The following is a 17,386-nucleotide window of genomic DNA, read 5'->3' on the forward strand; positions in this document are numbered from 1 at the left end:
GCTCCCAGCGTAGAGAGTTTTCCTCGGGACCGTCGCCTGAAGTCTTAGTTCACGCAGCGTGGGCCGTTGCCACCTGCGTCGATTGACGGCGCCACTTCTACGTCGGACCCGAAATCTGTGCCTGGTTGACCGACGGTTTGGGAGGTCGAGGTTTCGGTCTCCAACGGTTCGTCGGATTTCGGACCGGTGTAGTCCGCGCCAATAACGACGACCAGTGACGACGCATCGAGCGACGTAGAAGCCGTGACCGGCACGCCACCTAGTTCTTTGGCCAAGGAGGCCGCCTCGGGGGACTCAGGATCCGCAGCCACGACCTGGGTGTTGTTGTACATGCCCGTCGGAGCGTTGCCGACCTCGGCAATGTTGTATCCGGCATTCTTCATCGCCCCTGCTACTTGGGAGGCGAGGCCTGCCTGAGTGGTGGCGTTGAGGATATGAAGCGAGCTGGACTTGGAAGCATCCGTTGACGTCTCCGTGCTGGTGGTGCCATTTCCGAGCAGTTCGTCGAAGAAACTGTGCACCTGGGCGGTATCAATGGTGACCACAGACTCGCCGTAGTCGCCCACGCCATCGATGGAGGTCACCGGGATGGTTTCGAACCGCACGCGGCCTCCGGCGAGGTTCTGCAGCTGGGTAGCAAAGCTCATGACATCCCAGTCTTCGTCGATCACCACGGAGCGACGAACCGCAGCGGACAAGCTGGCGAGCTTAGCCGGGTTGGTCAGCGTTCCGGTGGTCAGGGCCTGGTTGACCAAGGACGCCATGAAGGCTTGCTGGCGCACGATGCGGTCGAGGTCGCCACGGGGCAGTCCGTGGCGCTGCCGGACGAAAGACAGCGCGTCAGGGCCCTGGAGCGTCTGCACACCCTTGGTGAAGTTCGCGCCGGAGAACTCGTCCTGGGTATCTTCATTCAGACACACCTGAACTCCGCCGACGGCGTCGGTAAACAGCACGAAGCCCAGCAAGCCAATTTCGGCGTAGTGATCGACGGTGATTCCGGAGAGCTTGGCCACGGCGTCGATAAGCCCCTTGCGTCCGGCGTCCTTCGACTCCTCCTCCAGCTTCTTCTCGTCGCTCACGCCGGCGCTGGTCAGCTCGGAATACTTGGCGGATTTGTAACCGCGGTAGACGCCGTTGATTTTGGTGTTGCCCAGCTGAGAGTCGTGGATGTAGGTATCGCGGGGGATGGAGATGGCGGTGGCGGAGGAGCCGTCGTTAGGTACGCGGATCACCATGATGGTGTCGGTGTTGTCGTTTTCCTCATCGCCGGCGCGCAGCATGGCGATCTCATCAGGAGACAGAGCGTTGCCCTGGGCGTCGGTACGGGAGTCGGAGCCGACGAGCAGGATGTCTGTCGCGCCGTCCTTGGCTTCCTTAATACCTTTGCCGCCATTGCCGAGGCTGAGCCCGCCGGCGGAGGCAACATCGCGCCCCAGCGAACCGACCAGTGAATATCCCGTACCGGAAACAATCAGCACCGCGGCTGAGAGCAGCGCCAACAAGACCTTCACAGGCGTCGAACCGGACTGCGCCAGCTGTGGCTTGGCGATTGGCGCGGCCTGAATATCGCGGCTGTGGCGGGGGGAATGAGTCACGCGAGGCTCCACTGGACGTTGATGAGTAATTTAGAGAGGAAAGAATAGTCGTCAAAGGAGTTTAGGGCAATGAGAGCAGTGGTAGTGGGAAGCCGGGGCCAACTCGGCAGTGCAATGACACACCTCGCGCCCACCGGGGCACATGTTCTGGGACTTTCCCGTGCCGACTATGACCTGGCCACTCTCACTGAGTCAGATCTCACATCGCTCACCACCCGGTTTGCGGATGCCGACGTGGTGATCAACACCAGTTCCTACACCGCCGTCGACGCCGCGGAAACAGAGGAAGAAGTCGCCTACGCAGTGAACGCGAGGGCCCCGGAGCTGCTTGCCGCCGCAGCCCGCGAGGTGGGGGCGCACTTCGTGCACATCAGCACCGACTATGTGTTCGGCGCCGGCGTCCCACGTCGCCCGCTGCAGATCGACGACCCCAAGCACCCCAATACCGTCTACGGTGCCAGCAAGCTCGCTGGCGAACGTGCCGTGCTCGATGCTCACCCCGATGCCGCCATCGTGCGCACTGCCTGGCTTTTTACCGGAGATCTGCAACCCCACCCCGACTTCGTCTCCACGATGCTGCGCCTCGCTCGGGAAGGCGTTAACCCCAAGGTGGTTAACGACCAGTGGGGAAACCCGACGTGCGCCCGCGACCTCGCCACCGGGCTGTGGGCACTTGCTTATCGACGGCTCAGTGGCACCTTTCACGGAGCGAGCGACAGCCCGACCACCTGGTTCGAGGTCGCCAGGGAAACGTTTGAGGCCTGTGGCGCCGACCCAGAACGCGTCCAGCCGTGCACGACAGCGGAATTTCCCCGCCCCGCGGCCCGCCCGGAATGGTCCGTCCTCGATACTTCCACCTGGCACGATGCGGATTTACCTGCGTTTCCGGAGTGGCGCACAGCAGTCCGTGCCGCTGTGTCCACTAAGCTGTGACAACTGTGAATGCCCCAATTGCAATCATTACCGTGACGTACTCTCCGGGAAAGTACCTGACTGATTTCCTGGATTCTGTGCCTGGCGCCACGAAACTGCCTGGCGTGGTGATCATGGCAGACAACGGTTCCACTGACGGTGCTCCGGAACGTGCGGCGCACACCTATGACTATGCCGAGTTCCTCCCCACCGGTGGCAATGTCGGCTACGGAACCGCCATTAATATCGCCGCCAAGTCCCTCCGTGACCGGCGGGAAAAGGGCGAGATCAACTCCGAGTTCTTCGTGATCTCCAACCCCGACGTGGTGTTTGATGCTGGGGCGATTGATCAGATGCTGGACTGCGCTCGTCGTAATCCGCGCGCCGGGGCAGTGGGGCCATACATCCGGGAAGCGGACGGCTCTGCATACCCATCTGCCCGCGCTGTGCCAACATTGTCCAATGGCATCGGACATGCTTTATTCTCCGCCGTCTGGCCGAACAACCCTTGGTCTCAGGCCTACCGTGACGATAAAGATATGTCTCGGGAGCGTGACGCCGGGTGGCTGTCTGGATCCTGCCTTTTGGTGCGCTGGGATGCCTTTGAACAGATCGGTGGCTTTGACGAGGGCTACTTCATGTATATGGAAGATGTTGATCTGGGCGACCGCCTGGGCAAGGCGGGATGGCGCAATGTGTTCTGCCCAACCTCCCGGATCCAGCACAGCAAGGGGCATGTGGCGGGCACCCGCCCGGAGCTCATGCTTCCGGCGCACCACCGGAGTGCGTATAAGTTTCAAGCAGACCGCCATCAGGGAGCAGTGCAAGCTCCGGTGCGGGCGCTACTGTGGCTAGGTTTAAAGCTTCGCAGCGAGATCGCGGTGGCGTGCGCTAAGGCAAAGCGCCAGAAGTAGGGGATAATAGGAACTTATGACTACTCAATCACTGGCTAATGCCACCGACGCAGTGATCCTCGTCGGGGGCAAAGGCACTCGATTGCGCCCGCTCACGCTGTCTACCCCAAAGCCGATGCTGCCCACTGCAGGCGTGCCGTTTCTGACGCACCTGCTGGCCCGCATCAAGGCAGCTGGCATCACCCACGTGGTCATGGGCACCTCGTACAAGGCGGAAGTGTTCGAGCAGTACTTTGGCGATGGCTCGGACATGGGCCTGGAAATTGAGTACGTGGTGGAGGAGGAAGCCCTCGGCACTGGTGGTGGCATCCGCAACGTGTACGACAAGCTGCGCCATGACACCGTCATGGTGTTTAACGGGGATGTGCTGGGTGGCACGGACTTGACCAAGGTGCTGGAAACCCACGAAACGAAGCAAGCGGATCTGACCATGCACCTCGTGCGGGTGCCTGACCCTCGCGCCTTCGGCTGCGTGCCTACCGACGCCGAAGGTCGGGTCTCAGCCTTCTTGGAAAAGACCGAGGACCCACCAACGGATCAGATCAATGCAGGTATTTACGTATTCAAGCGGGAATTGATCGAAACTATCCCGGCTGGCCGTGCAGTCTCGGTCGAGCGGGAGACGTTCCCGCGGCTCCTGGAGGAGGGACGCCGGGTGTTCGGTTACGTGGATCAGTCTTATTGGCGTGACATGGGAACCCCGGATGATTTCGTGCGCGGGTCCTCCGACCTGGTTCGTGGCATTGCTCCGTCGCCGTTGCTGGAAGGCCGCACTGGCGAGGGGCTCGTGGATGACACCGCTGGGGTCAGCGATGGGGCGTGGCTGCTCGGAGGCACAGTAGTGGGGCGTGGCTCCGAAATCGGTGCTGGAGTTCGCCTCGACGGAACCGTCGTCTTCGACGGTGTCACGATTGAACCGGGCGCAATTATTGAAAACTCAATTATCGGCGCTGGAGTCACTATCGGTGCTAATGCCCGGATCTCTGACTGCGTGATTGGTGATGGCGCTCAGATTGGCGCGCGTTGTGAGCTCAAGGGTGGTATGCGGGTATGGCCCGGAGTGGTGATCCCGGATAACGGGGTTCGTTTCTCCTCCGACGCCTAACTCACTGCTGCGTTATAAAAGTCAAGTATCTTCGCAGCGACACGCCGAAAGTAGTCGAGAGTTGTTTTTCCTAGCCGCGGGCACCACTACATATAGTACCCCCGGCCATAACCCCCGCTTTAGCGGTTGTGTTAATCCTGTTACTTCTGTGACTGACTTCTTGGGAAAATGCTCAAAACTTTCCGGAAAAGGGCTTGCGAGGTTGACGATATCTAGTGATCGGTGTGTAATCACATTTGTGTAAGTCACATGGCTGTGTCTCACCGGCGGGACATGGCGACAATACGAATTTAGAAAACTTTTCAGTGAGAACACCTACGAGAACACCTACGGAAGAAGGAGGAGCGTCGATGGAATTTGTGGCGGATGGCGCAACTTCCCGCGGGGTGAATTCCGGGTTGGATACCGGCTCTGACCTAACCTTTGACGCACTCTTTGGTGCTGTGGAGCAAGAGTGGCAAGATCAAGCCCTCTGTGCTCAGACAGACCCAGAAGCCTTTTTCCCGGAAAAGGGTGGTTCCACTCGTGAAGCCAAACGCATCTGTCAGGCCTGTGGTGTCCGCGATGAATGCCTGGAGTTTGCCCTAGAACACGATGAGCGATTCGGTATTTGGGGTGGCCTTTCTGAGCGTGAGCGCCGTCGCCTCAAGAAGCAAATCGGCTAGCTTTAGCGGCTACCACCGCGCCCCAGGGTCGATCTCATCGGGATCAATGCCCAAGTGATAGGCAACCAGCGTCGTGAGAACCATGCGGAGGATCTCCCGGCGCTCTTCTGCTGTTTCATACCGAGCTTCAATAGGCTTCCGAAACACCACCACGCGAGGGCGAGTTGCCTTTCCAAACCGATCAATGCCAGCAGGAATCACGCGACCCAGTGGGACGGGACCATCGGCGACCACCTCATCGGTGAAGAAATCGGCATCCGGATTGAGGCGCATCCGCGGGATCATATCCACTGCAATGTCGAGCGTCGCGAGCTCCTCGGGGTACGCGTTCGCGATGGGGGCATAGGCTTCGAGCACAGCGGCGTCGAAAAGCTGCGAGCGTGTGCGGTGCCTCGGGGTGGCCTGAGGCAGCAGTGGCCCGCGGGCACCTCGGCCATGTCGATTACGCGCAGCTTTTACGTCCATGAGGATAATTTAGGGGCATTGAGGTGGGAATTTGGGGCAGGCGCGCCGACCGACCACTTCCAAAGTGTGAACTAAAGGTCTAGACTTTGTCAGGTGAGTAATTTTCGTCGTTGCAGTCGCCCAGGATGTGGCAAGCCCGCGGTGGCTACCCTGACGTATGCGTACGCAGAATCTACCGCCGTCATCGGACCCCTCGCACCAGCAGCAGAACCGCACAGTTGGGACCTGTGCGAAGAGCATGCTGCCAAAATCACCGCCCCGCTCGGGTGGGAGATGCTTCGCGTGACGGGTATCCCGACGGACGAAGATGACGACGACCTCACGGCGCTGGCGGAAGCCGTGCGGGAAGCTGGTCGGCAGTCATCCGGGCTGGTGATGGACAACCCGACCCATAATCACCCTATCCACCGCTCCCAGCGGAAACAGGTGGAAAAAGGACGCAGGCGTGCGCACCTGTATGTCGTCGAAAGCGACGATTGATCTAGGATGGGGTAAGCAACTTTCGGGCCGGGCGAGTAGTGTCACGCGCTGGTCCGTTTCCCTCACCTAGGAGTATCCATATGCGCACTGCTGCACCTCGCAACCGCGACGATGTCGAAGCTGTCATCAAAGCTTACGACGTACGCGGGATTGTCGGCGAAAGAATTGACGCCGATTTTATGCGCGACACCGGTGCCGCCTTCGGTCGCTTGATGCGTAGCGAAAACGAAAGCCGCATTGTCATCGGACACGACATGCGAGCATCGGGGCCGGAACTGGCCACAGCGTTCACTGAGGGCGTCATGGAACAGGGAGTATCCGTAACGATGCTTGGCCTGACCTCCACCGACCAGCTGTACTACGCCTCCGGCGTGAAAAACTGCCCAGGTGCGATGTTCACCGCGTCCCACAACCCGGCCGCATACAACGGCATCAAGCTCTGCCGTGGCGGGGCACGTCCGGTGGGGCAGGAATCCGGTTTGCGCACCATTATCGACGACCTGGTCGCCGGAGTCCCTGGCTATGACGGTGAACCTGGCACGCTAAGCCACGAGGACTGCTTGGAAGGCTACGGCGAGTTTCTGCGTGACCTGGTTGACCTGTCCGGTATTCGGCCACTGAAAGTAGCCGTCGACGCAGCCAATGGCATGGGCGGCCACACTGTCCCTGCGGTGCTCAGCGGTCTGCCGCTGGATATTGAGCCGCTGTACTTTGAGCTGGACGGTTCCTTCCCGAACCATGAGGCTAACCCACTCGATCCGAAGAACCTGGTGGACCTGCAGAAGTTCGTGCTGGACACTAAGGCTGATATTGGGTTGGCATTCGACGGAGACGCGGACCGGTGCTTCGTGATTGATGAGCTAGGTCAGCCAGTGAGCCCTTCCGCTATCTGCGCTATTGTTGCGGAGCGCTATCTGGCGCAGCAGCCGGGGGCGACCATCATCCACAATCTGATTACCTCGAAGGCCGTTCCGGAGATTATTGCGGAAAATGGCGGTACCGCGGTGCGTACCCGCGTGGGGCACTCCTTCATTAAAAAGACCATGGCCGATGAAGCTGCTGTCTTCGGTGGCGAGCACTCGGCGCATTACTACTTCACTGAATTCTTCAACGCGGACTCTGGCATGCTCGCGGCGATGCACGTGCTTGCTGCGTTGGGTACCCAAGAAAAGCCACTCAGCGAGATGATGGCGCAGTACAACCGCTACGAGGCATCCGGGGAGATTAACTCCCAGCTAGCGTCGAAGGAGGCGCAGCAGGAACGCACCCAGGCTGTTCTGGATCATTTCGCTGATCATATCGAATCGGTGGACACGCTCGACGGCGTCAGCGTGGAGCTCAAGGGGACAAAGGCGTGGTTTAATGTGCGCGCATCGAACACTGAGCCGCTACTGCGCCTGAACGCGGAAGCCCCGACTCGGGAAGAAGTAGACGCTCTCACTGCGGAAGTCCTCAGTGTGATCCGAGCCTGATAAAAGGAGGCAGCCATGTACGATCGCGAGGCAGTTCAGTTTTTTGATATTGCGCACGAGGGCGCGTTCGTACGAGCAGCCAGCGCCCTGCTTGACGACGGCCAGGTGGCGCAGCTGCGAGAACTGCAACCTCGCAGCCTCATCGTCATCGCTGCAGACGACATCAGCCGTGCAGCGGCGGAGCTGGCAGTGGCGGTGCTCGCGCCCCTGCCGGTACCGATCACGATTGTTGGACAGCTGCCCCGATTTGCTGGACCCCTTGATGCGGTGCTGCTGGCGTCGTCGAAAAGCGCGCCGGCGCAGGAGCGCTGCCTGCATGAGGCGTCACGACGCGCCTGTCCTACTTACCTCATTGCGCCGCCACAGGGCCCATTGCGGGAGGAAGCCCCCTCGGATACCTACGTGATTCCGGTGCCGCCGAATGCCGCCGGTGGATCGCCCGCATGTGTGATCGCTGCGATGGTGGCATTGGGGGGAGGCCTTACTGCACCAGATCAAGCAGTGCGTGAACAGTTGGAACTGGTGGCGCAAGCAGTTGATGAGGAACTGTTGGCGGTGACCCCGGAACGCGATGCGCTGGTAAACGAGTCCCGCAAGATCAGGGAGTTTGCGGGGGAGGACCGCGTGGTACACATCGGCTATGGGGAGATTCCCACTGCGCTGGCCCGCCTGATAGCTACCTGGTGGGTAAGCAAAGGTCTGGTGTGCGGAGCACTGGAAGCGACCGAATTGGGGGCAGCGTTACCAGATTTTAATGAAAATGCCAGCGACATTTTCTACGATCCGTTCGAAGATGATGTGGCCCCGGTGCTACCCTTAAGGATCGTTGTGTGGGCGGCGCAGGACACTCATCTTCCGCGGGCCATTGCACAAAGCAGTGGCGGAGACGACCTAGCACTGGACAATGTGCTGAGGTTGATGGTGAGAGGCCTGGCCGCCACAGTGATGTAAGGAGCTGTAGATGGAACTACTGACGGGTAAGTTGAGGCATTACCCGTGGGGATCGCGCGAGTTGATCGCTCAGCTGCGTGGTGACCAGGAAGCCTCGGACCGACCAGAGGCGGAACTCTGGTTCGGAGCACACCCCGGTGGTTCCGCAACCGTTGGCGACGCTGCACTTGTCGACGTCATAGCTGCCGATCCTGCTGGGCAACTCGGCGAACGCGTGCGGGCGCGCTTCGGCGATGAACTACCGTTTTTGCTGAAAATCCTTGCAGCTGCCGAACCCCTTTCCCTGCAAGCTCACCCCACGCCGGAACAAGCGGCAGACGGGTTCCAGCGGGAAAACGCCCTGGGAATCGACCTGGCTGCGGATAACCGCAATTACAAAGACGCCAATCACAAGCCGGAACTGATCGTCGCTTTGACTGAGTTCGAGGCCATGGCGGGGTTCCGACCACTAGCGAAGACCCTTGAACTCTTTGACCGGCTCGGCAGTACCGAAGTGGAACGCTACCTGGCGATGCTGGATCGCTCCCCAGAGCGGGAAGCTGCAGATCTTCGGGTCCTGTTCACCACCTGGATCACTATTCCTGGGGGTAGCCGTTCCACGCTGATCGATGACATCGTGGCTTCAGCCGCACAGCAGCTTGCTGATCCGCAGCTCCCCGACTGGATGCGGGAAGAACTGTCCAACGTGGTGGAGCTGCATAACCGCTACCCAAACGATGTCGGCGTGCTGGGAGCGTTGCTGCTCAACAAGTTCACCTTGCAACCGGGGGAGGGACTGTACCTCGACGCCGGTGAGCTCCACGCATACGTCAGTGGTCTGGGCGTGGAAATTATGGCCAACTCAGACAATGTGCTGCGTGGTGGCCTAACGTCCAAGCATGTCGACGTGCCGGAGCTGGTGCGCGTACTGCGCTTCGAATCCCTTGCCGATCCACGTGTGATTCCGGAGCGAAACGGGGATTGTCTTCACTTTCCCACGCCGATCGACGAGTTCACGCTGCGCCAGTGTGTCCTGGGATCAGCGGTGCCGGTCGAACACGACGGTCCGGTGATTGTCCTCGTTACCGATGGGACTGCCGAGCTGACATGCGACGATCAGCAGCTCACTGTCCCCGCGGGGACTGCGGCGTGGGTGCCGGCCACAGACGGAACAGTGACGTTGCAGCCAACTGGAGCCACTGTTTTTATCGCGACGGTTTAGCGGGCACCACTACCGTGTGGTAGCGGCGGTCGGTTCAGCCGGTTGTGCGGAATGTGCTGCTGCCGTCGTTGGCTCAGTGGCGTCGCTCGGAGTAGCTGAGGTTGGCGCAGCCGGTACGGAGAAGAGCTGTGGCTGCACTGCAGCAGGGGCGGTCATCGGCTGAATAGGGGTCGGCTCAGAGACCACGGATGTTGGAACCGTCTGTACGGGGGACTCTGACGCCAGCGCGGAAAGCGAGGATTGTTCAGCAGAAGACAGCTCTGGGCTGTTTTGCGGCGAACTCAGGGGAGGGACCTCAGCGGTGATTGGGGGCTGGGTCTGCTCCGTTGTGGTTTCCTCACCAGCGGCAGGAGGCGTAGTGGTCGGTTCTTCTGTTGGCGCAGTAGGAGAAGGCTGTACGGTGACTTCGGACTCAGGGGTGGTTACCGTTTCGGAGTGCTCTGTTTCCGTCGTATGGGTCGACATGTCAGCAGGTGCCTGCTGGAACTCCGTGGTGAAGGATGGGCCGTAGATCTTCGTCGGCGACACCGCCACAGCGCCTGGCTGTGGAATAAATGCGTTCGGTGCGAGGTATGGGTCGGACTCGAGCAACGGTGCTTGCTGTGGTGGTAGCTTCGCCACCTCAGAGGAGGGTTCTGGTGTGGGATCCGGGGAGCTAGTCACAGGGGAAAACCCAGCAGCGGACGGGGATGCCGCGCGCGAAATGGCGGGCGTGCTGGCTGCTCGGGATTCCTCTGGAGCTGCAGAGCGCCACACGCCCCAGCCCACGCCGACGGCACCTACGCAGCCTACAGCTACGAAGGTGACGAACCCGCGGGTCTGTTTTTTCACGTGCTGGCCTCCTCGGTAGTTGTTTAACTGTGGTATCGCTCACCGGAGTGAAATAGTTACACAGTGTCACAATCGGTAACAAAAAGATAACAACGCTGACCCTAGCACGGTTGTGAAGCTATGGAAACCGTCTAAGGCAAAATTCGGCCGAAAAAATATGAAGCAGATCTGCTATGGCGATCCGGTGGAGGTAGACCTGGCTTAGTGGCGGACCGCGCGCAATCCAAGTAAACCTAGATACTGATCAGACAATCCAGTCGCATTGAGGTAGGAGAATCATGGGAGCCTGGGACATCGCGATTTTCTCGGATGAGAACAATGTTGACTTCCTCGACGAAATCGCCACGCTTGATTCCGAAGACATCGTGGAAGCAATTGATGACGCCGTCGCACTCGTCGCAAGCAATAAGGCGGTGAATGACGAAGAAACCGCCAACGGACTGTTGGCCGCCACCATCGCCGCTATCTGGGCAGGCGCCCCGTACAGCGCCGGAGAGATCGCAGAAAACTACCCCTTCATCCGGGAGCTGACAGGTTCCGGCTCGGAATTGCTGCGGGAGCGTGCAGCGGAGATCCTCGAAGAAGTGGACACTGAAGAGGACCTAGAGGCATACCTCGAGGCGCTCAACTAGCCGTGATCATTTGTGTAGAAGGCATCGACGGTGCCGGTAAAAACACCTTGACCCGCGCGCTCACTGCGCAGATTAAGGCCCAGCAGCTCGCGTTTCCTCGGTATGAGGAATCGATCCACGCGCAACTCGCTGCGCGCGGCTTGCGCGGTGACATGGGAGACCTTACGGATAGTGCTTACGCGATGGCGACGCTGTTTGCGTTGGACCGGCACGGGGTCGTCGATAAGCTGCGTGCGGCAACGACCTCCGACGACATCCTCGTGCTGGACCGCTACGTTGCGTCGAACGCCGCATACAGCTGGGCGCGTACCGAGGACGAAACAATCGTTGACTGGATCGCCGACCTGGAATTTGGGACCCTCGGTCTGCCGCGCCCTGACCTGCAGGTGCTCCTTGATACGTCCGTGGAGCTCGCTGCGCAGCGTGCTGAAAGTCGCGCGCGGGCTGACGAAACCCGCGCCAAGGACCTCTACGAGTCTGATGGCGGACTCCAAGCACGCACCTGCGCAGCTTACCGACGCCTCGCCTCCGCATCCTGGGCAAGCCCATGGTTGGTGGCTCAACCCAACGAAGCGCCTGACCAGCTCGCAGATCGAATAATCGCGCACATCAGCGCGCAAAAGAATCTATGATGGACGGGTATTGACGCAGATAAGTGAAGTTTAAGGAAGTCATGACGAAAGCGAAGATTCTCGTAGTAGACGATGATCCGGCAATCTCGGAGATGCTGACCATCGTGTTGCAGGCCGAAGGTTTCGATACTGTCGCCGTCATGGACGGTGGGGAAGCAGTGGCCACGTTTGAGCGGGAACAGCCAGATCTTATCCTGCTTGACCTTATGCTGCCTGGGATGAACGGCATCGACATCTGTCGCGCTATTAGGCAGGAATCGGTGGTGCCCATCGTCATGTTGACTGCCAAGACTGACACCGTCGATGTGGTCCTCGGGCTGGAATCCGGCGCCGATGACTACGTGAACAAGCCGTTCAAGCCAAAAGAGCTGGTTGCGCGTATCCGGGCGCGGCTGCGTCGCACCGATGAAGAACCAAGTGAAATCATCGAAATCGGAGACCTCACCATCGACGTTCCCGGCCACCTGGTGCGCCGTGGCGACGAGGAAATCCAGCTCACCCCGCTGGAATTCGACCTACTACTTGAGATGGCTCGTAAGCCTCGCCAAGTCTTCACCCGAGAGGAACTGCTGGAGAAGGTGTGGGGTTACCGCCATGCGTCCGACACCCGCCTGGTGAATGTCCACGTGCAGCGACTGCGCGCCAAGATTGAAAAGGATCCGGAGAACCCAACCATCGTCCTCACTGTCCGTGGCGTCGGTTACAAGACGGGTGCTAACGACTAACCGCTAAACATTTGATGATTTCTGCTCGCCACCTCACGGACAGGATGCTGGACAGCTGGCGCACCTCGCTTCAAGTCCGCGTCATTGGTTCCATCCTGGTGTCTACCACTGCCGTCGTGCTGTTCCTTGGTCTTACCCTGATAAGCATCGTGGCGCAGCGACTCATCGACTCCAAACTAGAGACGGCCGATAGTGAAATCGAACGGGCGCGGGTGGCCGTCGAAAAGCAGATTGCTTCGACTGACTCCTCCAACTCCCTGCAGGCGCGCCTGAACTCCGCGCGCGCCTCCCTGACCAGCATCGGCTCCAGCGAAACTTCGGGAGCTAACTCCAGCTTTGAAGCGGTGCTGGTGGTAGAAAACCCCGACGGGACAGTCACCACCTCGCCGGAAGGGTTCCAAGTCCCCGAGCGACTCCAATACTTCGTCTCCCAAGAACAGATCTCCTATCAGTTCGCCACGCTTAACAACTACGAGGGAGACCTGTACAAAGCCCTCGTCATCGGCACCCCAACCGATTCCGACGTCAGTGGCCTCCAGGTGTACCTGGTGCTGCCACTGGCTAATGAGGAAGCGACATTGGCACTGATCAAAGGCCTATTCTCGGCCGGTGGTGTGGTGCTCTTGGTGCTCATCGTGGCCATTTCGTGGCTACTGACTCAGCAGGTCACCGCCCCGGTACGCTCGGCCAGCCGCATTGCGCAACGCTTCGCCTCCGGTCACCGGCGGGAGCGCATGGTGGTAGAAGGCGAAGACGAAATGGCGCGCCTTGCCATCAGCTTCAACGAAATGGCGGAAAACCTCTCCAAGCAAATTGACCAGCTTGAGGAATACGGCGACCTGCAGCGACAATTCACCTCTGACGTCTCACACGAGCTGCGCACCCCGTTAACCACCGTGCGTATGGCTGCGGACATGATCGCGGACAATGCGGACTCGCTGGACCCCTATACCAAACGTGCCTCAGAGCTAATGATCCGCGAACTCGACCGTTTCGAATCCTTGCTCACGGACCTGCTGGAGATCTCCCGGCATGACGCCGGCGTTGCGGACCTGTCCGAGGAAAGCGTCGACATCAGGGGTACGCTGCAAGCGGCCTGGCAGCAGGTGCGCCACCTGTCTGAACAGCTCGAAGTGCCACTTAATTTTGACGTACCGGATGAGCCCGTCAACGTGGTCATGGATTCACGCCGGATCGAAAGGATCCTGCGCAATCTGCTCGCCAACGCGATCGACCACAGCGAAGGCAAACCCGTGGATGTGCAGCTGCGGGCCAACCACGAAGCTGTGTCCATCGCGGTCACCGACCACGGCGTCGGACTGAAACCAGGGCAAGAAGAGCTTGTGTTCAACCGGTTTTGGCGAGCCGACCCATCCCGTAAACGGCATTCCGGTGGCACCGGCCTCGGCCTAGCAATCGCCGCTGAGGATGCCCGCCTGCACGGCGGAACGCTACAGGCGTCCGGCGAGATCGGTGTGGGAGCGCGTTTCCTCCTCACCATCCCGCTGGTAGCGAAGGAAAAATACCATAGCTCCCCGCTTCCGCTGGAACACCCGGGTACAGTGGCAGCACTGCTGGCAGGCAAGAGCATTCACGACGGGGAAGGGGAGTGATCATGAAGAAGGACCTGCGTAAGGTACTCGGCGTTATTGCGCTCAACAGCGTGGTACTCACCGCCTGCACGACGATCCCAAGCAACTCCACCCCACAAGCGCTCCGCTCTTTTGCACCCGCTGCTTCCGGGGTAGAAGACGAAGCCCCCGAGCCGAACCAGGCGCCTGACTTGTTGTTGCGAGACTTTTTCCGCCAGGCAGTAAAACCGAAACAGCGACATCAGCCTGCGCGACAGTACCTGACTGCGGAAGCTGCAAAAACGTGGGACTCGCAGGCGGGGACCCTGGTGCTCGACCGAATTGACATCAACTCGAAGCCTGGGGCGAGCGCTCAGGGAATGACTTTCACGGTACGAGGTCCGGTTATTGGGTCCATCGGCGTGGGCGGGGTGTACCAGCCAGAACATGGGCTCTACGAAGCCACCATTGACCTGGTAAAACAGGACGGGCAGTGGCGTATTAGCAATCTGCCGCCTGGCGTGGTGGTGGAACACACAGAGCTGCGAAATAACTACCAGCCGTATTCCCTCTACTTCATGGACCCCTCGGATTCGAGCTTGGTAGCGGATCGACGCTGGGTCTACACCGGCAATTCCTCACTCAATACTGCGCTGCTGTCATTGCTGGTAGAAGGGCCCCAGGACGTCCTCGCGCCCGGCGTGAAGACGTACGTCCCCCAGGGAGCTACCTTCTCTGGCTTTAACGACGGAGTGTATTCCTTTGCCGGTTTCGGTGATTTGAGCGCAGAGGGGCGCTATCGCTTTGCTGCGCAGGTGGTGTGGACACTCGCCAAAGCTGGCGTGCCCGGACCTTACCGGATCGAGATTGATGACACCCCGATTATTGAAGAGTCGGAGTACCTCACGATCGAGCAGGTCGCAGACTACAACCCTGGCGCCTCGGCGGTTGCTGCGTCGCCGCTGTATGTTCTGGCCGGTGGCAAAATCATGAAAGTGGAAGAGGACCACACGGTTCCCATCGCAGGGAGCTTTAGTCAGGCCGGAAATATCGATTCCGCTGATTTCGATGCCGGCAGCGGTGTCGTCGCCGCGGTGCAGTCCACCGGGGAAGGCGAGGACCGTAAAGCGCGGTTGTTGGTTGCGAAGGATGAAGAAGCCGCGCGCGAGGCGCTGGAGTCGAAGACTATCTCCCACCCGACGTTCGAAATCGCGGGCACGTCATTGTGGACGGTGCTCGACGGCAAGAAAGTGGTTCGCGTTGCCCGGTCCACGACCAGTGGCGAGCTCTCCCAAACAGAGGTCGACAGCTCCGAACTGGAAGGACTCGACGGCCTTATCTCGGTGCTGCAGCTCTCTCCAACCGGTGTGCGGTGCGCGTTCATCATCAACGGCAGGGTGTACATGGCAACGGTCGAACGCCCGAGTGCGGGCCACCGCAAACTCACCAAGGTGCGGGAAATCGCGCCAGCTATCGCCGGGACTGCACTCACAGTCGAATGGAAACCCGATGGCTCCCTCCTCGTGGGAACATCTACCGCTGAAACTCCGGTGTGGCAAGTCCAGACCGACGGCTCCGCGCTCACTCCGCTGCCATCCGGCAACGTCACCGCACCGGTAGTGGCGATTTCCGCGAGCCCCTCCACCATATACATCACTGACTCGCGGGCTTTGCTGCAGCTGCCAACGAACACCACCGGCGTGGCGTTTTGGCGTGAGGTGCCGGCGTTGCAGGGGCAGCGCGCGGCCCCCGTCGTAGCGAAATGATCGAACTGCTGCTGCCAAAGCACTGTGCGAGCTGCGGGGCAGCAGGCCAGACACTGTGCGAAGCGTGCCGACGCACACTGTCCAAGCCACCGCACCGAGTGTTCACCACAGTGGACCCACACATTCCGATCTGGACAATGGGACCCTATGCGGGGGCGCACCGGCAACTGATTTTGGCGATGAAAGAACGCGGCAGGCGTGACGTGCCACCATTTTTAGGCGCGGCATTGGCAGCCGGAATTGACTACCTCGGCGCGCGGGGCGAGATCCCTGATCCACAGGGTTTGACGCTGGTCCCGGCTCCGACCAGAGCGGCGTCGGCAAGGCTGCGTGGTGGCGACCCCGTGACAGCCATCTGCGTGGCAACCGCGCTGCGGACCGTCCCCTGCGTGCAACATGGTGACCGGGTGAAGGAATCGGTGGGCCTCAGCGCGACTACGCGGCGCAGAAACCTCGTGGGCAACGTGGTGCTGACCCGTATCCCGCCTGGCCCGGTGCTCATTATCGACGACGTTGTGACCACTGGTGCCACCCTGGCAGCGACTGCCGCGGTGCTATTTTCCGCAAATGTGCAGGTGGCTGGGGCGCTGGTTATGGCACAAGCGTGACCTGGATTGCGCTTGGGAGGGGGTCATGGCGCAATGGTTATGACCAGATGTAAAATCAGGAATGTAGCTAGATAGGCGTCACCGTGGACGTTGTGAGTAATCCCGCTCACATTGTGCGGTGGCAGATACCGGGAGGTAAAGCAAAGTGACTACACCTGCTGAGAACAACGACGCCCTGCGCGCACAGGTCAATATCACCGGCCGCAACGTCGAGGTGCCCGATCACTTCGCGGAACGAGTCAAGTCGAAGCTCGCAAAGATCGAGCGTCTTGACCCGACCCTGACGTTCTTCCACGTTGAGCTGCAGCATGAGCCAAACCCACGTCGCGAGGCACAATCTGATCGTATCCAGATCACTGCCACCGGCAAGGGCCACATCGCTCGCGCTGAAGCCAAGGAAGATAGCTTCTACGCAGCGCTGGAAACCGCGTTGGCAAAAATGGAGCGGTCCCTGCGCAAGGTGAAGGCTCGTCGCAGCATCAGCCGTTCCGGCCACCGCGCACCAGTTGGCGCCGGTGAAATGGCAGCTGAGTTGGTGGCTGAAGCTAAGAAGGCTCAGGAAAAGGTCGGCGAGTTTGATGTAGATCCGTACGCAGACAAGGTGGAGGACGTCACTCCCGGTCAGGTCGTACGCACCAAGCAGCACTCCGCCACCCCGGTTTCTGTTGATGACGCCCTGTCTGAAATGGAACTGGTCGGCCACGACTTCTACCTCTTCCTCAACGAAGAGACCGGTCGTCCATCCGTCGTTTACCGACGTCATGCATTTGACTACGGTCTGATCGAATTGGTCGAAGAGAAGCAGTAAGCATCACTTCGCCATAGTCGGCAACCCCCACGCTCCCCACGCGGAAGCAGTGG

At 60.0% G+C, this 17,386-nt stretch carries 18 protein-coding genes; 15 read left to right on the plus strand and 3 right to left on the minus strand.

The genetic code is table 11. From position 1 onward, the window contains the following. Positions 1–44: 44 nt before the first annotated feature. On the minus strand, positions 45–1,595 hold the full coding sequence (locus ACZ6ZO_RS06690; RefSeq protein ID WP_465291474.1) for an LCP family protein: 1,551 nt from the start codon (positions 1,593–1,595) through the stop codon (positions 45–47). 69 nt (positions 1,596–1,664) lie between these two features. Here ACZ6ZO_RS06690 and rfbD point away from each other — a divergent pair, with 69 nt between their 5' ends. The 4 genes from rfbD to ACZ6ZO_RS06710 all read left to right on the plus strand — a co-directional run bounded on the left by rfbD (position 1,665) and on the right by ACZ6ZO_RS06710 (position 5,191). Further along, on the plus strand, positions 1,665–2,528 hold the full coding sequence (gene rfbD / locus ACZ6ZO_RS06695) for a dTDP-4-dehydrorhamnose reductase (protein ID WP_465291475.1): 864 nt from the start codon (positions 1,665–1,667) through the stop codon (positions 2,526–2,528). Between the two features lie 23 nt (positions 2,529–2,551). Beyond that, positions 2,552–3,421, plus strand: coding sequence for a glycosyltransferase family 2 protein (locus ACZ6ZO_RS06700; RefSeq protein ID WP_465291586.1), 870 nt, complete (start codon positions 2,552–2,554; stop codon positions 3,419–3,421). A gap of 16 nt (positions 3,422–3,437) precedes the next feature. Then, complete coding sequence (gene manB / locus ACZ6ZO_RS06705; RefSeq protein WP_465291476.1) at positions 3,438–4,526, plus strand: mannose-1-phosphate guanylyltransferase; 1,089 nt, start codon at positions 3,438–3,440, stop codon at positions 4,524–4,526. A 350-nt stretch (positions 4,527–4,876) separates the two neighbouring features. Further along, positions 4,877–5,191, plus strand: coding sequence for a WhiB family transcriptional regulator (locus ACZ6ZO_RS06710; RefSeq protein ID WP_232843331.1), 315 nt, complete (start codon positions 4,877–4,879; stop codon positions 5,189–5,191). Between the two features lie 9 nt (positions 5,192–5,200). On the opposite strand, the gene ACZ6ZO_RS06715 is transcribed toward ACZ6ZO_RS06710, so the two are convergent. Next, entirely contained in the window at positions 5,201–5,656 is a 456-nt protein-coding gene (locus ACZ6ZO_RS06715) for a metallopeptidase family protein (RefSeq protein WP_182386763.1), read from the minus strand. Between the two features lie 93 nt (positions 5,657–5,749). Between ACZ6ZO_RS06715 and ACZ6ZO_RS06720 the strand changes: the two genes are divergently transcribed. The 4 genes from ACZ6ZO_RS06720 to manA all read left to right on the plus strand — a co-directional run bounded on the left by ACZ6ZO_RS06720 (position 5,750) and on the right by manA (position 9,760). Next, positions 5,750–6,136, plus strand: a complete 387-nt coding sequence (locus ACZ6ZO_RS06720; RefSeq protein ID WP_182386762.1) for a DUF3499 domain-containing protein — start codon at positions 5,750–5,752, stop codon at positions 6,134–6,136. A gap of 80 nt (positions 6,137–6,216) precedes the next feature. Continuing rightward, positions 6,217–7,608: a phosphomannomutase/phosphoglucomutase gene (locus tag ACZ6ZO_RS06725; protein ID WP_465291477.1), complete on the plus strand. Its 1,392-nt coding sequence runs from the start codon at positions 6,217–6,219 to the stop codon at positions 7,606–7,608. 15 nt (positions 7,609–7,623) lie between these two features. Then, on the plus strand, positions 7,624–8,559 hold the full coding sequence (locus ACZ6ZO_RS06730; protein WP_465291478.1) for a hypothetical protein: 936 nt from the start codon (positions 7,624–7,626) through the stop codon (positions 8,557–8,559). 10 nt (positions 8,560–8,569) lie between these two features. Then, entirely contained in the window at positions 8,570–9,760 is a 1,191-nt protein-coding gene (manA, locus tag ACZ6ZO_RS06735) for a mannose-6-phosphate isomerase, class I (protein ID WP_182386759.1), read from the plus strand. Between the two features lie 9 nt (positions 9,761–9,769). Here the strand turns inward: manA and ACZ6ZO_RS06740 are convergent, their stop codons facing one another. Continuing rightward, positions 9,770–10,591 (minus strand): hypothetical protein, encoded by an 822-nt coding sequence (locus ACZ6ZO_RS06740; RefSeq protein ID WP_465291480.1) that lies wholly within the window; start codon positions 10,589–10,591, stop codon positions 9,770–9,772. A 278-nt stretch (positions 10,592–10,869) separates the two neighbouring features. On the opposite strand from ACZ6ZO_RS06740, the gene ACZ6ZO_RS06745 reads away from it, so the two are divergent. The 7 genes from ACZ6ZO_RS06745 (at position 10,870) to hpf (ending at position 17,333) form a co-directional block, all read left to right on the plus strand. Continuing rightward, entirely contained in the window at positions 10,870–11,223 is a 354-nt protein-coding gene (locus ACZ6ZO_RS06745) for a DUF4259 domain-containing protein (RefSeq protein ID WP_182386757.1), read from the plus strand. A gap of 2 nt (positions 11,224–11,225) precedes the next feature. Beyond that, positions 11,226–11,855, plus strand: a complete 630-nt coding sequence (locus ACZ6ZO_RS06750) for a dTMP kinase (RefSeq protein ID WP_465291482.1) — start codon at positions 11,226–11,228, stop codon at positions 11,853–11,855. Positions 11,856–11,896: 41 nt separating this feature from the next. Beyond that, positions 11,897–12,580 carry an MtrAB system response regulator MtrA gene (gene mtrA, locus ACZ6ZO_RS06755; RefSeq protein WP_182386755.1) on the plus strand — a complete coding sequence of 228 codons (684 nt, stop codon included), beginning with the start codon at positions 11,897–11,899 and terminating at the stop codon, positions 12,578–12,580. Positions 12,581–12,594: 14 nt separating this feature from the next. After that, positions 12,595–14,193: an MtrAB system histidine kinase MtrB gene (gene mtrB / locus ACZ6ZO_RS06760; protein WP_182386754.1), complete on the plus strand. Its 1,599-nt coding sequence runs from the start codon at positions 12,595–12,597 to the stop codon at positions 14,191–14,193. A gap of 2 nt (positions 14,194–14,195) precedes the next feature. Continuing rightward, positions 14,196–15,917, plus strand: coding sequence for an MtrAB system accessory lipoprotein LpqB (gene lpqB / locus ACZ6ZO_RS06765; RefSeq protein ID WP_465291485.1), 1,722 nt, complete (start codon positions 14,196–14,198; stop codon positions 15,915–15,917). Continuing rightward, positions 15,914–16,525, plus strand: a complete 612-nt coding sequence (locus ACZ6ZO_RS06770; protein ID WP_465291487.1) for a ComF family protein — start codon at positions 15,914–15,916, stop codon at positions 16,523–16,525. The genes lpqB and ACZ6ZO_RS06770 overlap by 4 nt, the downstream gene beginning before the upstream one ends. 145 nt (positions 16,526–16,670) lie before the next feature. Beyond that, positions 16,671–17,333, plus strand: a complete 663-nt coding sequence (hpf, locus tag ACZ6ZO_RS06775) for a ribosome hibernation-promoting factor, HPF/YfiA family (protein ID WP_182386752.1) — start codon at positions 16,671–16,673, stop codon at positions 17,331–17,333. Positions 17,334–17,386 lie beyond the last annotated feature (53 nt).

The organism is Corynebacterium sp. NPDC104732 (assembly GCF_055583565.1).

What these genes read in the sequence shown, in the direction of transcription:
- rfbD (WP_465291475.1), top strand. Translation starts at nt 1,665, where the DNA reads ATGAGAGCAGTGGTAGTGGGAAGCCGGGGCCAACTCGGCAGTGCAATG.
- manB (WP_465291476.1), top strand. Translation starts at nt 3,438, where the DNA reads ATGACTACTCAATCACTGGCTAATGCCACCGACGCAGTGATCCTCGTC.
- ACZ6ZO_RS06710 (WP_232843331.1), top strand. Translation starts at nt 4,877, where the DNA reads ATGGAATTTGTGGCGGATGGCGCAACTTCCCGCGGGGTGAATTCCGGG.
- ACZ6ZO_RS06715 (WP_182386763.1), bottom strand. Translation starts at nt 5,656, where the DNA reads ATGGACGTAAAAGCTGCGCGTAATCGACATGGCCGAGGTGCCCGCGGG.
- ACZ6ZO_RS06725 (WP_465291477.1), top strand. Translation starts at nt 6,217, where the DNA reads ATGCGCACTGCTGCACCTCGCAACCGCGACGATGTCGAAGCTGTCATC.
- ACZ6ZO_RS06730 (WP_465291478.1), top strand. Translation starts at nt 7,624, where the DNA reads ATGTACGATCGCGAGGCAGTTCAGTTTTTTGATATTGCGCACGAGGGC.
- manA (WP_182386759.1), top strand. Translation starts at nt 8,570, where the DNA reads ATGGAACTACTGACGGGTAAGTTGAGGCATTACCCGTGGGGATCGCGC.
- ACZ6ZO_RS06745 (WP_182386757.1), top strand. Translation starts at nt 10,870, where the DNA reads ATGGGAGCCTGGGACATCGCGATTTTCTCGGATGAGAACAATGTTGAC.
- mtrA (WP_182386755.1), top strand. Translation starts at nt 11,897, where the DNA reads ATGACGAAAGCGAAGATTCTCGTAGTAGACGATGATCCGGCAATCTCG.
- mtrB (WP_182386754.1), top strand. Translation starts at nt 12,595, where the DNA reads ATGATTTCTGCTCGCCACCTCACGGACAGGATGCTGGACAGCTGGCGC.
- lpqB (WP_465291485.1), top strand. Translation starts at nt 14,196, where the DNA reads ATGAAGAAGGACCTGCGTAAGGTACTCGGCGTTATTGCGCTCAACAGC.
- ACZ6ZO_RS06770 (WP_465291487.1), top strand. Translation starts at nt 15,914, where the DNA reads ATGATCGAACTGCTGCTGCCAAAGCACTGTGCGAGCTGCGGGGCAGCA.